Raw genomic sequence first — 13571 nt, 5'->3', positions numbered from 1 at the left:
ATGAACGAAGTAAATGTAAATTTTGAAGAGATCATCGCTATGGCAAAAACTGAGCTAAGCAAAAACAAAACGCAAAACTACGATTTAAATGTGCTAATAGCAGGTAGCACAGGTGTAGGCAAGGCACTAGAAAAAGGCGTGGAGATGATGAGCAAAGATGAGTTTGAAAAAAGCGATTTGCTAGTAATTAGCGATGGGGATTTTGGCGAGCTTAGCCAAATAATCGTAGGCAAAATGGATAAGCAAAGAGAGCAAGAAAACCGCTTTTTTTGCTAGACATTACAGAAAAATCAAAGAGCCTTGGCTACTTTGATAAGCATTTTTTATATGATGGAAAAAATGTGAAAGTCTTAGGCGAGCTAGCGGAAAATTTGCGCTAATATCCGCTAAAAATCGTATTTTTTGCTATAATTAGCAAATTTTTAAAAAAGGAGAAAAAATGACAAGTTTTGATTTAACAACACAAAATGGTTTTAATACTGCTAAAAATTTTCTTTTAAGCAATAAGAGTGGTATTTTAGATTTTATTCAAAATCCAGCTATTGCTTTGATTAAAATGGCACTCGAAAAAGGCTATGATTTGTTGACTCAAAAAGATAAAATCGAAGCTCAAAAGGACATGGTTTCTACATTAATCAAGCAAGGTAAAGAAAATGGTGTTGATAACATGGAAATAATAGTAGATAATACAGTAGGTTTATCATTTAATGGTTCACAAATTGATGGTTGTCCTATAAAAGTAACTCTTGGTTCGAATGATAAAATGACGATTAAAGTGCAGTATAAAGCATAAATTTTTAAATATTACAAACATTCTAAAATTCCCTTGTGGCTTATGCTAGCTAGGGAATTTTAGAATTCCTTAGATTAAAAATCTTTTATCTCTTTTTAAAAATAATTATTTTATAATTATGAAAAGGAGAGCAAATGACTACTGCAAATATAATCTCAATCGGCACTTCGAAAGGCATAAGAATACCAAAAAATATAATAGAGCATTTTGGTTTTGATAAAGTAAGCTTGGAGATTTTAAAAGACGGACTGCTTATAAAGCCTCTTAAAACTAGCAAAATTTCAAGCTGGGATACAAAAAAGCTAAGAGAGCTGGCTAAAAACGATAAAAGTGATTTAATAGATGATTTTGCCACTTGTGATGTAGAACAAAAAGACTGGGAGTGGTAGAATGAGCAGGTTTGAGATTTGGTGGGTAAGCCTCGATCCCACAATGGGTGCTGAGATAAAAAAGCAAAGACCTTGCCTCATCATCTCGCCAAATGAGCTAAACTACCTAAATACTCGCATAATCGCACCAATTACTTCAAAGGGCTTTGCTGCGCCTTTTAGAGTGAGTTTTACTCTGCTAAATAAAAACGCAAAGATACTCTGCGACCAAGTAAGGTGCGTAAGCACAGAGCGATTTGTGAGCAAAATCGGCGAGCTAGATAGCAAGAAAATAAAAGAAGTAAAAGAGATTTTGGGCTTAATGTTTGCCTAAAAAGATTTGAGTTAAGCAATTCTAGCAATTGCTTAGGCTGATTTTAGCCCAAAATGCTCTTGCGAAAATCCTTGTCGCTTTCAATCTTTAAAATTATTTCGCCAAGTGCATCAAATGCTTCGTTAAACTCGGCTGGATTTTCTTTTTTAAACTCCAAAACTTTTTTGGCTAGCTCTATTGCGGCGTTTATTTTTTCATCTTTTGTGCTTGCGTTTTTTAGCTTTTCTATACTATCAGAGTTTTGATAGGCAAACCATGTGAGCTTAGCAGTCGTGCTAAAATGCTTGCAAATCGTAGGAAGTGTGTTAAACACAATATAAAAAATATTTTTTAAACTCATTTTTCATCCTTTTTATAAAATTATAGCAGAATTCTAGAATTCCTTAGAATTTAATGTTAATTTTATTATAATTCACAAAACAATTTTAATTATAAATTAAGGAAATATTTTGGTTTTACAAACTTTTTAGCTAGAAATGGTGGTAGAATTCTAGAATTTCTAAGATAATTAAAATTAAAAGGAAAGAAAATGTATAAATGGAAAGATGGCTATCCGCCACATCCATTACGCAAAAGCAACAAAATCAAAATAATTGATTTTAAAATAAAATATAAGAGGTCTTAATGGTTAAATCAATTTTATTTGTATGTCTTGGTAATATTTGTCGCTCGCCTTTGGCTGAAGGTATCGCAAGAAAGGTAGCCAAAGAGCGTGGCTTGGATATTTTGATAGATTCAGCAGGAACTAGCAATTATCATATATCAGAGCCACCAGATAGTCGCTCTATAAGGATTGGGCGGCAAAATGGAGTTGATATCTCTATGCTAAAAGGTAGGCAAATTGATAGGAGTGATTCTAAATTTGATTTGATTATAGCGATGGATAGGCAAAATTATGATGATATTTTGCGTTTAAAGCTTGGCAATAAGGTAGCTTTGATGGGGGATTTTGGGCTTGATGGGGCTGAAATTCCAGATCCGTATTATGGTGATATGAGTGATTTTCAAAGCGTTTATAATATGCTTAAAAATGCGATAAATACGATGCTTGATGAGGTTTGTAAATGAGTTTGGATTGTAGATTAGTTGATGTAAATAGCGATATTTTTACAGATATTTTAAGGCTAAATTCAGAAGTTTTCCCTTCAAATGAGCTAGTAGCACCAATAAATTTATCTAATAACATATATGCAAATGATGAAAATCTATCTATTTTCTCTTTTTATAATGATAATGAGTTTGTAGGTTATTCTGCTATATATAGCTATGAAAATATATCTTATTTAGCATTTTTAGCAGTTTGTGTTAAGTATCAAGGGCGTGGTTTTGGTGGTTTAATTTTAGAAATTTTAAAATCAAATTTTAGCCAAATTGTCTTAGAGATTGAGAGTTTAGATCCAAAAGCTACTGATTACTTACAAAGAGTCAAACGCAGTAAATTTTATAACAATCACGGATTTAAAGATTCTGGTTATAAAATATCATATTGCAAAATGACCTATAGTATTTATAGTAATTTTGAGTTTGATTCTAAGCAATTTATAGATATGTTTAATCTATTTAAGAGCAAAAATTATTTTGATTTTAAATTTGAATAGCAGATAATATTTAGCTATATCCAGCCAAATTTGGCTGGATATTAATTATGAGTATAAAACTGATTTAAATCTATTTGCGATCATCTGCGCTCGCATTAAGATCATATCGGCAATTTCAGGCTCATAAATGCTATCTAAGCTCTTTTTAAACAAATTCAGCCAATTATCAAAATATTCAGGCGGAAATGGATCAAGATTCATATGAGCTTGCATAGGATTACCTCTAAATTCGCTCTGACCTATGAGCATCCCTTTCCAAAATTCACCAATCTTAGCCTTATGAGCGTCCCACGCCTCTTCGCTTGTGCCGATTTTGTTATTAAATATCTCGCCAAGACCGCTCTCATCTTCTCTAATAGCTTCATAAAAGCTCTCCATAAGCTTAGCAATGCTCTCGTTTGTGATCTCTTTGTATTTCATTTTTATCCTTTTAAATTTGATTAATGACAGCCAGATCTACTCATATCAGGCTGAATAGCTGAGTTATCAGCACCGCCGTTTGCGTTGATATCTTCTATAATCTCCCATAGTTTTGTAGCGGCCTCTTCATATCTTTTAGCGCTGATTGAATTTGGCTCATAAAAGCTAACCGGCCTTCCGCTATCGCCACCTATTCTAACAGATGGTTCTATAGGGATTTGAGCTAGTATCGTAGTATCATACTCACTAGCTAAAGCATCAGCTCCACCCTTGCCAAATATATCATACTCTTTGCCATTATCAGGGCAGATAAATCCACTCATATTCTCTATCACGCCAGCGACTGGGATATGGAGCTTTTCGAACATATCAAGACTTCTAGCAGAGTCATCTAGGGCGACTGTTTGCGGAGTTGTAACGCAAATTCCAGCTGTTACTGGCACGCTTTGGGCTAGGGTGATTTGCGCATCGCCTGTGCCTGGAGGCATATCTAGAAGCAAGATATCTAGCTCTCCCCACTCAACTTCATTTAAAAGTTGAGTTATAGCCTTCATAATCATAGCGCCACGCCACATTAATCCTTGACCCTCTTCTATCAAAAGCCCCATGCTCATCATCTCGATTCCGTGAGTTTGAAGTGGCTTTAACTTTTGGCCTATGACTTCGGGCTGTTTGCCTTGGACACCTAGCATTCTTGGGATATTTGGCCCATAGATATCAGCGTCTAATAGCCCTACTTTTTTGCCTTGTTTGGCTAGGCTAATGGCTAAATTTAAAGTAGTTGTGGATTTGCCTACGCCACCTTTGCCGCTGCTTACCATTACGAAGTTTTTAATCTGTGGGGCGATATTTTTGCCGCTTTGTGAGTTGGATTGCTGGGTTTGAGGCTTTGGGGCGATGATCTCTATCTCTTTGTTTAAATTTAGCTTTTCTATCTCATTTTTGATAGTTTGAGCTACTTCTGGTTTGGCTGAGGTGATCTCTACTATGATCTTTGGATCTGTGGATTTGACAAAGCCAAATTCTACAATGCTCTTTTTAAAGCCTGGGTAGATCACGCTTTTTAGTCTGTCTAGAATTTTTTCATCCATTTTTACTCCTTTTTAAAATTTAGGTATATTAGCTAAAAATTATAAATCTTTGGCTAAAATTTTTTAAATTAAAATAGAGAATTGTATGAGTGAATTTAGTATTTTTGGTAAATATTTATATCGTGATTTAAAAAGCGAATTTATCTGCTTTAATAAAGATGAGCTTAATCAAGCTTTAAAAACTATACAAAAGATAAAAAATTTATATTTTGTAGGTTATATAGTTTATGATATTAGCAAAACAGCGTCAAATTACCCTATAGCGCACTTTAAAGGGTATAAAAATAAAGAGATTTTTAAACCTAAAAAAAGCTTTAAATTCTCTATATTTAAGCCATATTTTTATCCGCAAATTGTAAAAAATTTATCCAAAAAAGAGTATGAAAAAGCATTTAATCAAATAAAAGATGAATTAGCCAGTGGCAATAGTTATCAAATAAATTTCACAAATGAACTACAAATATCCACCAAAGCTAGTAGCAAGGATATTATAACATCGCTTTTAAGTAGGCAAAAGAGTAGATATTTTGGCTATTTTAAGAGTGAATTTTGTGAGATAATATCATTTTCGCCAGAGCTGTTTTTTAAGCTAAAAGGCAAGAAAATCACCTTTGCACCTATGAAAGGCACTATAAAACGGGGTCAAAATAAAGATGAAGATAGGGCTTTAAAAAATAAGCTTAAAAACGACCCAAAAAATAGAAGTGAAAATTTGATGATAGTTGATTTGCTCCGTAATGATATGAGTAAGATTATTAAAATTGGCTCATTGAAGCTAAAAGAACCGATGAAAATCATTAAGCTAAAAACGCTATTTCAAGCGATTTCGCCGCTTAAAGCAGGGCTTAAGAGTAGAAATTTAAATAAGATTTTTGAAGCGGTTTATCCGTGTGGGTCGATTACTGGTGCGCCAAAACTAGCCACAATGCGTATTATAGAGCGTTTAGAAGCTAGAGATCGTGGGGTTTATTGCGGTGCGATGGGGGTGATTAGTCATAAAAGGGCGGAATTTAGCGTGCCGATTAGAACACTTCAAAGGTGGACTAAAGATGAATATTATAGATATGGCGTTGGGAGTGGCGTGGTATGGGACTCAAAGTGCGATGATGAATTTGCTGAATTGGAGTTAAAAAGTAGCTTTTTAACTCCAAATATTGAATTTAATCTTTTTGAGACTATGTTACTACGCGGGGATAAGATATTTTTGTTACAAAATCACTTAAAAAGATTGATAAATAGCGCTAGGTTGCTAGGATTTAAATTGCCTATTGGATTTGAGCTTTGCGAGATGGATGAAGAGAGATTGAAATTTAGCGATATAGTTGGCAGGATTAATGGCGGATTTGAGAGTATAGATAAATTTAAAGATATTTTTGCTAATTTAAGGGCTGATAATGTGGATTTAAGAGTGAATTTAACCCTTAATAAAAGTGGTAAATATCAGATAACCCAAACTCAAATTCCCCCACTTAAATCCCATAAAATCGCAATTAGCCAAAACTGCCTAAACTCTTGTAATGATCTATTGTATCACAAAACCACGCTAAGAGATGAGCGGATTATAGATGATGGGCTTTTTGATATTTTTTATCTTAATGAAAGAGATGAGCTATGCGAGGGGAGTCGCTCAAATATCGTCTTAAATATCGGCGGTGAGCTATTAACGCCAAAATTAGATTGTGGTCTATTGGCTGGGACTTTGCGTGAGAGACTGCTGAAATTTGGCGAGATAAAAGAGGCGATTTTGGGTTTAGATGATTTAAAAAATGCTAAAGAAATTTACGCTATTAACTCACTTCGTGGCGCTATCAAGGTGGAGTTATGAGAGTTTTACTAATAGATAATTACGACTCATTTACCTACAATATAGTCTATTATTTAAAGGAGTTAGGCGCTAAAGTCAAGGTAGTCAAAAATGATTTTGCTAAAGCCAAAAAAGCTATAAAATATGCTAATAAATTTGATAAAATCATTATTTCACCAGGCTTTGGCACACCTGATGATTCTGGAGTTTGTATGGATATTATTAAGGCTCTTGGGGCTAAAAAGCAGATTTTAGGTATATGCTTAGGTCATCAATGTTTGGCTAAGGCTTTTGGCGCAGAAGTGGTGCGGATGCCACGCCCTTTTCATGGGGTGAGTGTGGAGTGTGAATTTAAAAAATCTACGCTTTTTAAAGGGGTAAAAAAGCCATTAAAAATCGCTTTGTATAACTCATTGTGCGTGGAAAATACTGCTGAATTTGATATCTTAGCAGATATAAAAGTGGAGAATAAAAGCATTATAATGGCTATCAAGCATAAAAAATATAGTTGCTATGGGGTGCAGTTTCACCCTGAGTCTATATTACAAGCTCAAGGCAAAAAGATATTAAAAAATTTCTTAAATTTAAAATAGCAAATTTGCTAAGACAAAAGCCAAAACAATAAGCCACAAAAATATCAAACTAGAAGCGATAAATACCTTTAAATTCGCATTTTTCAAAGCTTTTTTGGTGATTGTAAGCCCTAGGGCGCTCATCGCAACACTAAGCAAGAAATTATCAACTAAAGATATGAATTCTCTAACTTGCGGATTTATAAATCCAGAGCAGAGCAACGCTACAAAAAACCATAGAGCAAAATATGGGAAATTCGCCCTAATGCTTGATTTTTCGCCGATGAAAAATCCACTAGCGAGGCTTAGAATTATCAAAAATGGCGCTAGCATTAGCACTCTTAACATTTTTATTATAATTGCGTTATTGGCTACTACTTCATTATAGGCACTAGCACCAGCTACATGCGCTACTTCGTGTAAGCTAGCACCGATTATAAATCCAGCTTTGAGATTTTGGATTTCACTAAGGACAAATGGATATACAAACATCCCTAAACTACCAAATACCACAACCGAGCAAAGTGCGATGGCCACGGCATTTGGTGAAGCTTTAACAATACTTTGAGTAGCCATCAAAGCAGCCGCACCACAGATGCTAGACCCAGAGCTTATCAAGACTGAAAGTTTCTTATCGATACCAAAAACACGACAGATAAAATATCCAAAAATAAAACTACTAAAAACAATGATAAAAGCACTTAAAATCCCAGCATAGCCGATACTAAGTGCTTCATCAAGGCTGATTTTAAATCCATATAAGACAATGCCTAGTCTTAGAATTTGCTTTGTAGATATAGCCAAAATCCCACTTCTAGCTATCAAATTCGCACTTTTTTGCCTACTATTGGCTAAAATAGCACCCAAAATCACAGCAATTATCAAAGCACTAATCCCAAAAGCACTTAAAAAATTCGCTAATAAAATAGATATCGCCGCTAAAATTATCAAGATAGTAGCGGCGTAAATTTTCCTTGTTTTATATATCTTTGCTCTCATTTGTAGGGTAGCTTTCACAGCTAGTTTTGGCTATCTCTTGACTGATTTTATAAGCGCAAAATTTCGGCCCACACATAGAGCAAAATTCAGCTTCTTTAAAGACATCTTGAGGCAAGCTCTCATCATGAAGCTCTCTAGCCTTATCAGGATCTAGGGCTAATTCAAATTGTTTATTCCACTCAAATTTATATCTAGCGTCGCTCATAGCGTGATCTCTATCGATCGCTCCTGGTCTATTAAGGGCTATATCAGCAGAGTGGGCAGCGATTTTGTGTGCTATTATCCCATCTCTTACATCTTTTGCGTTTGGTAGGCCTAAATGCTCTTTTGGCGTTACATAGCATAGCATACTAGCGCCATGATATGCGGCCATAGTCCCACCAATAGCACTTGTGATATGATCATATCCAGCGCCTATATCAGTTGGAAGTGGCCCAAGGATATAAAATGGCGCATCATCGCAAAGCCTTTGCTCCTCTTTCATATTAAATTCAATCTGATTAAATGGCACATGGCCAGGGCCTTCTACCATTACTTGGACATTTTTAGCCCAGGCTCTTCTAGTTAGATTGCCAAGCTCTTTAAGCTCAGCCATTTGAGCAGCATCACTCGCATCAGCCAAGCAGCCAGGACGCAAGCTATCACCCAAAGATAGAGCCACATCATATTTAGCACAGATATCGCATATATCATCAAAGGCTGTGTGGAATGGATTTTCTTTGTGATGTTTCATCATCCAACTAGCCATCAAGCTACCGCCACGGCTGACAATTCCCATTTTGCGTTTAGCCACTAATGGCATAAACTCAAGCAAAAATCCAGCGTGGATAGTGAAGTAGCTAACGCCTTGTTTAGCCTGTTTTTCGATACAATCTAGCATAATTTGTGGTGTGAGATTATCTAAATCCTTGATATCGTGAATGATTTGGTATATAGGCACGGTGCCAATCGGGACGGTTGAATTGGCTATTATAGCCTTTCTAATAGCATCTAAATCCCCACCAGTGCTTAGATCCATCACGGTATCGGCTCCATATTTTAAGCATACATTTAGCTTTTCTACCTCTTCATTTATATTGCTGATTATCGCACTTGATCCGATATTTGCGTTGATTTTACAAGTTACGGCTCTGCCTATTGCCATCGGAATTAGATGATGGTGATTGATATTTGATGGGATTATGAGCTTTCCACTTGCGACTAGGTCTCGAATTTGGGTTGCTTGAAGCTTTTCTATCTTGGCTACATACTCCATCTCTTCAGTGATTATGCCCTTTTTGGCGTAATACATTTGAGTTGGGGTAGCGTCGTTTTGGCGTTTTTGACACCACTCTTTTCTCATTTTATTATCCTTTTTTAAGCGTTTAAAAGTGAATTCTACAATATTTAATTAAATACAAAACAACTCTTAAATAATTTGTTGATTTAAATTTGATTTATATAATTTTTCATTAAATTTAGACTATTTTGAGCTATTTGTGTTACAAATTTAGCTTTTATAATATTGTTGAGTAGAGATTACACATTAAAAAGCTTAAATTTAATATATCTTAAATATAGTTTTTAAGTGGCTTTTGTAAGTAAATTTGGTTTATATTTGATTAAAATATCTATAATTTGGTGATTAACTAGCCAAATTTGGATTAAAATTTATGTTAATTTCAGTCAAATGAAATTAAAAACTATGTATAATTTCGTAACATAATTTTAAATTTAGGATCTATTTTGATTGATATATCTTTAATAATGCTAGGTGCGGGAAGCTCTACAAGGTTTGGATTGCCTGTTAAAAAGCAGTGGCTACGCAGCGGTGATACCCCATTGTGGCTAAAAGCGACTAGAAACATAAGCTCAAATTATAATTTCAAAGAGATTATTGTAGTTAGTAATGAGTGCGAATATATGTCCAAATTCGCTACTAATATAAAATTCATTCAAGGTGGCGCCACTAGGCAAGAGAGCCTTAAAAACGCTCTTAATCACATAAATAGCGATTATGTTATGGTAAGTGATATAGCTAGAGTGGATATAAGTCAAGCTTTGATAAAGCGGTTGATAGATAATGCGAATTTGGCTGATTGTATCGTGCCAGTTCTAAAAGTCAGCGACACAGTTGCTTATGGTAGTGAGTATATAAATAGAGATGAATTAAAGCGAATCCAAACCCCGCAACTCTCCAAAACTGCGGTATTAAAAAAGGCTTTAAATAGCGATAAAATTTACACAGATGATAGCTCGGCTATCGCTGCTACCTGCGGCAAGGTATGGTATATTGCTGGTGATGAGAGAGCTAGGAAACTAACATATAAAGATGATTTGAAGCTTATAAATCTTGATCCGCCTTCATCTGATATATTTTGCGGTAATGGCTTTGATGTCCATGCCTTTTGCGATGGTGATCATCTGAATTTAGGCGGTGTGAATATAGAATTTGATAGGGCTTTTAAGGCTCATAGTGATGGTGATGTAGCTATACACGCACTTTGTGATGCGATCTTAGGGGCGGCTAGTGCGCCTGATATTGGGCAGTTATTTCCAGATAATGATATGAAATTCAAAGGCATTGACTCTAAAATTTTGCTTGAAAGGAGTGTGGATTTCATCCGTTCTATTGGATTTGAGATTGTAAATGTGGATTTGACTATCATTTGTGAAAAGCCTAAAATCTCTCCATATAAAGATGAGATGGCTCAAACCTTAGCAAGTGTGATGGGTATAAGCAGATTTAGAGTAAATATCAAAGCCACAACAAGCGAGAAATTAGGCTTTACAGGGCGTAGCGAAGGGGTAGCTGTGATAGCAAATGCGAATTTAAAATATTTTGATTGGACTAGGATATGAGGGTTTTAATAGTAGAAAATGAAATTTACCTAGCTCAAAGTATCGCTAGCAAGTTATCTGAATTTGGCTATAGCTGTGAAATTGCTACTCATATATTTGAGGCTTTAAGGGATGATAAATATGATGTAGTTTTGCTCTCTACTAGCTTTGGGGCTAATGAATTTTATAAGGTTATAGAAAATCACAAAAATTCAATTATAATTTTATTAATTAGCTACATTAGCTCTGATACCGTGCTAAATCCTATTAAAGCTGGGGTGAGTGATTATATCCAAAAGCCATTTATGATAGAAGAGCTTGTTAGAAAGATTAAATTTTTTGAGTCTTTTAAGCGATATGAGACTTTAAATGAAACTTACCGCATTATGCTAGAATCGGCTATGATAGTTAATAAACCAGCTAGCTTAGACCATAAAAAGATTAAGCTACCATTGATTATTAGCTCTAGTAAAATTCAAATTAGCGATGGTTTTGTTTTTAGTTATGCTAAAGAGAGTGGATTAAATTGTAAAATTGTAGATGCTAAGCTTGGCTTTGATATTAAGGCTTTATTGCCAAATAGCTTTATATATATTAGAAATATTGATGAGCTTAGCTTAGATGCAAGGGCTAATATGCTTGATTCTTTGCGAGGTACGCCAACTATCGTTCATAGCGCAAGTGATCATATAGGATTTAATTTTATGATGCTAGGTGAGCCGCGTGCTGCTATGATGAGTGATATATTATCAATTGATGAGTATGTTAAGCAGATGATTTTATTGTATCAAGATATCTTGCCAGATACTGAGATATCAAAAAAACTTGGAATATCACGCAAATCAATATGGGAAAGAAGAAAAAGGCATGATATCTACAGACAGAAGTAATATTATAAATATCAATCAAGATACATATGGCACCTTAGGTCTTATCAAAAATCAAATTTTAGGTAAATTTAAAAGGCTTATGGATGCTAATGAGGCAAAAAGCGTTTATCAAACTGGATATTTTAGAGGTGAGCCTATGCCATATGCTTATACCTTTGCTCCATTTGGTAGGAGAAATCAAGCTGTAATTAGAGCTATAAAGCAGGGTCAAAAACTTGAATTTGCACTAAATGGAAATATAGTTGGTCATATGGTTGTCTCATCTGTTTATAAGCTTGAAAATCCTTATAATAGTATTTTTGCTGCTAGAGAGATTGAACTTGATGAAGATAATAAAACAGGTAAATACGCAGTTAGCGGCGAATTTGAAATTTATGATAATAATTTAGCTAAGATTAAAGAAAATGTTCTAAATAGAATAAAGGAAAATAACTATCAAAAAGTAACCGCCCTAATGCTCACAGCTGATCCATTTCACAGACTTCATGAAAGGCTAGTGAGAATGACTATTGATAAGGCTGATATCACTATAATTTTCTTGATTTGTACCCTTGAAAATAGGCGGAATTTGGATTTTAAATTGAGATTAAAAACCTTAGAATATTTCGTAAGCAATTTCTTGCCTAATGAGCGTGTGGTTATAGTGCCTTTTGAAAATACCTATCTATTTAGCAATCATATAAATCCGGTTTTGGAGTGCTTAGCAGCTTATAACTTTGGTGCGACGAAGTTAGTAGTAGGGCAAAATCACGGCGGTATCGGAATGTTTTATGACCATAATCAACCAAATACAATCTTAGATAGCGTAACAAAAAATTTGGATATAGAGCTTATAGTTATGCCTGAATTGGTCTATTGTAATCAGTGTAGAACGATTGTGAGTATCAAGACTTGTCCGCATGGCCAACACCATCATATCAAGTATAAATCCGATACGCTAAAAGAGCTTTTATTTAGTGGGATTTTGCCGCCTGCGATTTTAATGCGAAAGGAGATTTCAGCTATGATATTAAGCACGCTATTTCCAAATAGATTTGAAAATTTCCAAAAAATTTGTAATGATCTATTCCCTAATGTTGGGTTATTAGAAGATCGCACTCAAAATGATTTTTATCTAGATTTGATGAGTTTATATCAGACTACTTCGCTTACATAAGGATGAAAATGCAAAAGTTATTTGTAACATTTTTTTACTCTGGATTACTAAGGCCAGCGCCTGGGACTTGGGGTAGCTTGGCTGGAAGTATAGCAGGCGTGGCGATATATTATTATATCGGGCTTGAGACGCTATTTATGGCTAGTATATTGCTATTTTTGGCTAGTATTAGCGTGATTGACTCTTATGAGGCTAAAAGTGGCACACACGATGATAGCTCTATAGTCATTGATGAGGTTGCTGGTGTGTGGGTGGCAATATCTATAGCTTTATCTAGTTGGGAGCAGTTTGGGGTGGATAAATTTGGCTGGATTAGTGTGATTTTGGCTTTTGTGTTTTTTCGAATTTTAGATATTACTAAGCCTAGTATTATTGGTAGGCTAGATCGCAATCTCAAAGGCGGCCTTGGTGTAATGAGCGATGATATGGTAGCTGGCGGATTTGCTGGGCTTATCACCGCTGCAGTTGTGGCTATTTTGGTTAAATTTGGCATCATACCAGTATGGTAGATTAAGCCACTGTGATAAGCAAAGCAATCTCAAAAGGCTGCTTTGCTATTAGTTTTTTAGAGATTTATAAAACTATAATAAACCAACCAAACACCTAACCACCCCAAAACCCACAAATTTAATTACACCCCCATAATATTTAATATTTCATCCAATCCAATCTAAATTCCACTCTAAAAATTATAAAATCACTTAGCCTAAATCTACAATATCTAAT

The 13571-nt window shown here is 34.9% G+C and carries 17 protein-coding genes; 12 read left to right on the top strand and 5 right to left on the bottom strand.

Annotated features, from left to right (window positions below; translation table 11 throughout):
* The 4 genes from CIGN_RS07990 to CIGN_RS07975 all read left to right on the top strand — a co-directional run bounded on the left by CIGN_RS07990 (position 1) and on the right by CIGN_RS07975 (position 1495).
* Complete coding sequence (locus CIGN_RS07990; protein WP_086303154.1) at positions 1-276, top strand: vWA domain-containing protein; 276 nt, start codon at positions 1-3, stop codon at positions 274-276.
* Positions 277-439: 163 nt separating this feature from the next.
* Positions 440-793: a hypothetical protein gene (locus CIGN_RS07985; RefSeq protein ID WP_086303152.1), complete on the top strand. Its 354-nt coding sequence runs from the start codon at positions 440-442 to the stop codon at positions 791-793.
* A gap of 134 nt (positions 794-927) precedes the next feature.
* On the top strand, positions 928-1182 hold the full coding sequence (locus tag CIGN_RS07980; RefSeq protein ID WP_086225263.1) for an AbrB/MazE/SpoVT family DNA-binding domain-containing protein: 255 nt from the start codon (positions 928-930) through the stop codon (positions 1180-1182).
* 1 nt (position 1183) lies between these two features.
* Complete coding sequence (locus CIGN_RS07975; RefSeq protein ID WP_086298488.1) at positions 1184-1495, top strand: type II toxin-antitoxin system PemK/MazF family toxin; 312 nt, start codon at positions 1184-1186, stop codon at positions 1493-1495.
* Between the two features lie 43 nt (positions 1496-1538).
* On the opposite strand, the gene CIGN_RS07970 is transcribed toward CIGN_RS07975, so the two are convergent.
* Positions 1539-1835 carry a hypothetical protein gene (locus tag CIGN_RS07970; RefSeq protein ID WP_086225265.1) on the bottom strand — a complete coding sequence of 99 codons (297 nt, stop codon included), beginning with the start codon at positions 1833-1835 and terminating at the stop codon, positions 1539-1541.
* A gap of 284 nt (positions 1836-2119) precedes the next feature.
* Between CIGN_RS07970 and CIGN_RS07965 the strand changes: the two genes are divergently transcribed.
* On the top strand, positions 2120-2563 hold the full coding sequence (locus tag CIGN_RS07965; RefSeq protein ID WP_086303150.1) for a low molecular weight protein-tyrosine-phosphatase: 444 nt from the start codon (positions 2120-2122) through the stop codon (positions 2561-2563).
* Entirely contained in the window at positions 2560-3093 is a 534-nt protein-coding gene (locus CIGN_RS07960) for a GNAT family N-acetyltransferase (RefSeq protein ID WP_086303148.1), read from the top strand. The genes CIGN_RS07965 and CIGN_RS07960 overlap by 4 nt, the downstream gene beginning before the upstream one ends.
* Before the next feature lie 45 nt (positions 3094-3138).
* On the opposite strand, the gene CIGN_RS07955 is transcribed toward CIGN_RS07960, so the two are convergent.
* Both CIGN_RS07955 and CIGN_RS07950 read right to left on the bottom strand, forming a co-directional pair.
* Positions 3139-3513: a group III truncated hemoglobin gene (locus tag CIGN_RS07955; RefSeq protein ID WP_086228635.1), complete on the bottom strand. Its 375-nt coding sequence runs from the start codon at positions 3511-3513 to the stop codon at positions 3139-3141.
* A 20-nt stretch (positions 3514-3533) separates the two neighbouring features.
* The gene (locus CIGN_RS07950; RefSeq protein WP_086229610.1) at positions 3534-4604 is read right to left on the bottom strand and encodes an Mrp/NBP35 family ATP-binding protein; all 1071 of its coding nucleotides are present in this window, start codon (positions 4602-4604) and stop codon (positions 3534-3536) included.
* A gap of 85 nt (positions 4605-4689) precedes the next feature.
* On the opposite strand from CIGN_RS07950, the gene CIGN_RS07945 reads away from it, so the two are divergent.
* Positions 4690-6429: a bifunctional chorismate-binding protein/class IV aminotransferase gene (locus tag CIGN_RS07945; protein ID WP_086303145.1), complete on the top strand. Its 1740-nt coding sequence runs from the start codon at positions 4690-4692 to the stop codon at positions 6427-6429.
* Positions 6426-7001: an anthranilate synthase component II gene (locus CIGN_RS07940; RefSeq protein ID WP_086225271.1), complete on the top strand. Its 576-nt coding sequence runs from the start codon at positions 6426-6428 to the stop codon at positions 6999-7001. Before CIGN_RS07945 ends, CIGN_RS07940 begins: the two co-directional genes overlap by 4 nt.
* Here CIGN_RS07940 and CIGN_RS07935 read toward each other — a convergent pair.
* The gene (locus CIGN_RS07935) at positions 6993-7979 is read right to left on the bottom strand and encodes a YeiH family protein (protein WP_086303144.1); all 987 of its coding nucleotides are present in this window, start codon (positions 7977-7979) and stop codon (positions 6993-6995) included. The genes CIGN_RS07940 and CIGN_RS07935 overlap by 9 nt on opposite strands.
* Positions 7960-9321, bottom strand: coding sequence for a phosphomethylpyrimidine synthase ThiC (gene thiC / locus CIGN_RS07930; RefSeq protein ID WP_086303142.1), 1362 nt, complete (start codon positions 9319-9321; stop codon positions 7960-7962). Before thiC ends, CIGN_RS07935 begins: the two co-directional genes overlap by 20 nt.
* Positions 9322-9704: 383 nt before the next feature.
* Between thiC and CIGN_RS07925 the strand changes: the two genes are divergently transcribed.
* The 4 genes from CIGN_RS07925 to CIGN_RS07910 are packed head-to-tail and all read left to right on the top strand — an operon-like array spanning position 9705 to position 13354.
* A complete protein-coding gene (locus CIGN_RS07925; protein WP_086303140.1) occupies positions 9705-10820 on the top strand; it encodes a bifunctional 2-C-methyl-D-erythritol 4-phosphate cytidylyltransferase/2-C-methyl-D-erythritol 2,4-cyclodiphosphate synthase in 1116 nt (371 codons plus the stop codon).
* The gene (locus tag CIGN_RS07920) at positions 10817-11689 is read left to right on the top strand and encodes a response regulator (protein ID WP_086303138.1); all 873 of its coding nucleotides are present in this window, start codon (positions 10817-10819) and stop codon (positions 11687-11689) included. Before CIGN_RS07925 ends, CIGN_RS07920 begins: the two co-directional genes overlap by 4 nt.
* The gene (locus tag CIGN_RS07915) at positions 11667-12845 is read left to right on the top strand and encodes a sulfate adenylyltransferase (protein ID WP_086238486.1); all 1179 of its coding nucleotides are present in this window, start codon (positions 11667-11669) and stop codon (positions 12843-12845) included. The genes CIGN_RS07920 and CIGN_RS07915 overlap by 23 nt, the downstream gene beginning before the upstream one ends.
* An 8-nt stretch (positions 12846-12853) precedes the next feature.
* Positions 12854-13354: a phosphatidylglycerophosphatase A family protein gene (locus CIGN_RS07910; protein WP_086303136.1), complete on the top strand. Its 501-nt coding sequence runs from the start codon at positions 12854-12856 to the stop codon at positions 13352-13354.
* The last annotated feature ends 217 nt before the right edge of the window (positions 13355-13571 follow it).

Origin of the sequence: Campylobacter devanensis, assembly GCF_002139915.1 — a bacterium.
GTDB classification, from domain to species: domain Bacteria; phylum Campylobacterota; class Campylobacteria; order Campylobacterales; family Campylobacteraceae; genus Campylobacter; species Campylobacter devanensis.
This window is presented reverse-complemented; position numbering and strand designations above follow the sequence as displayed.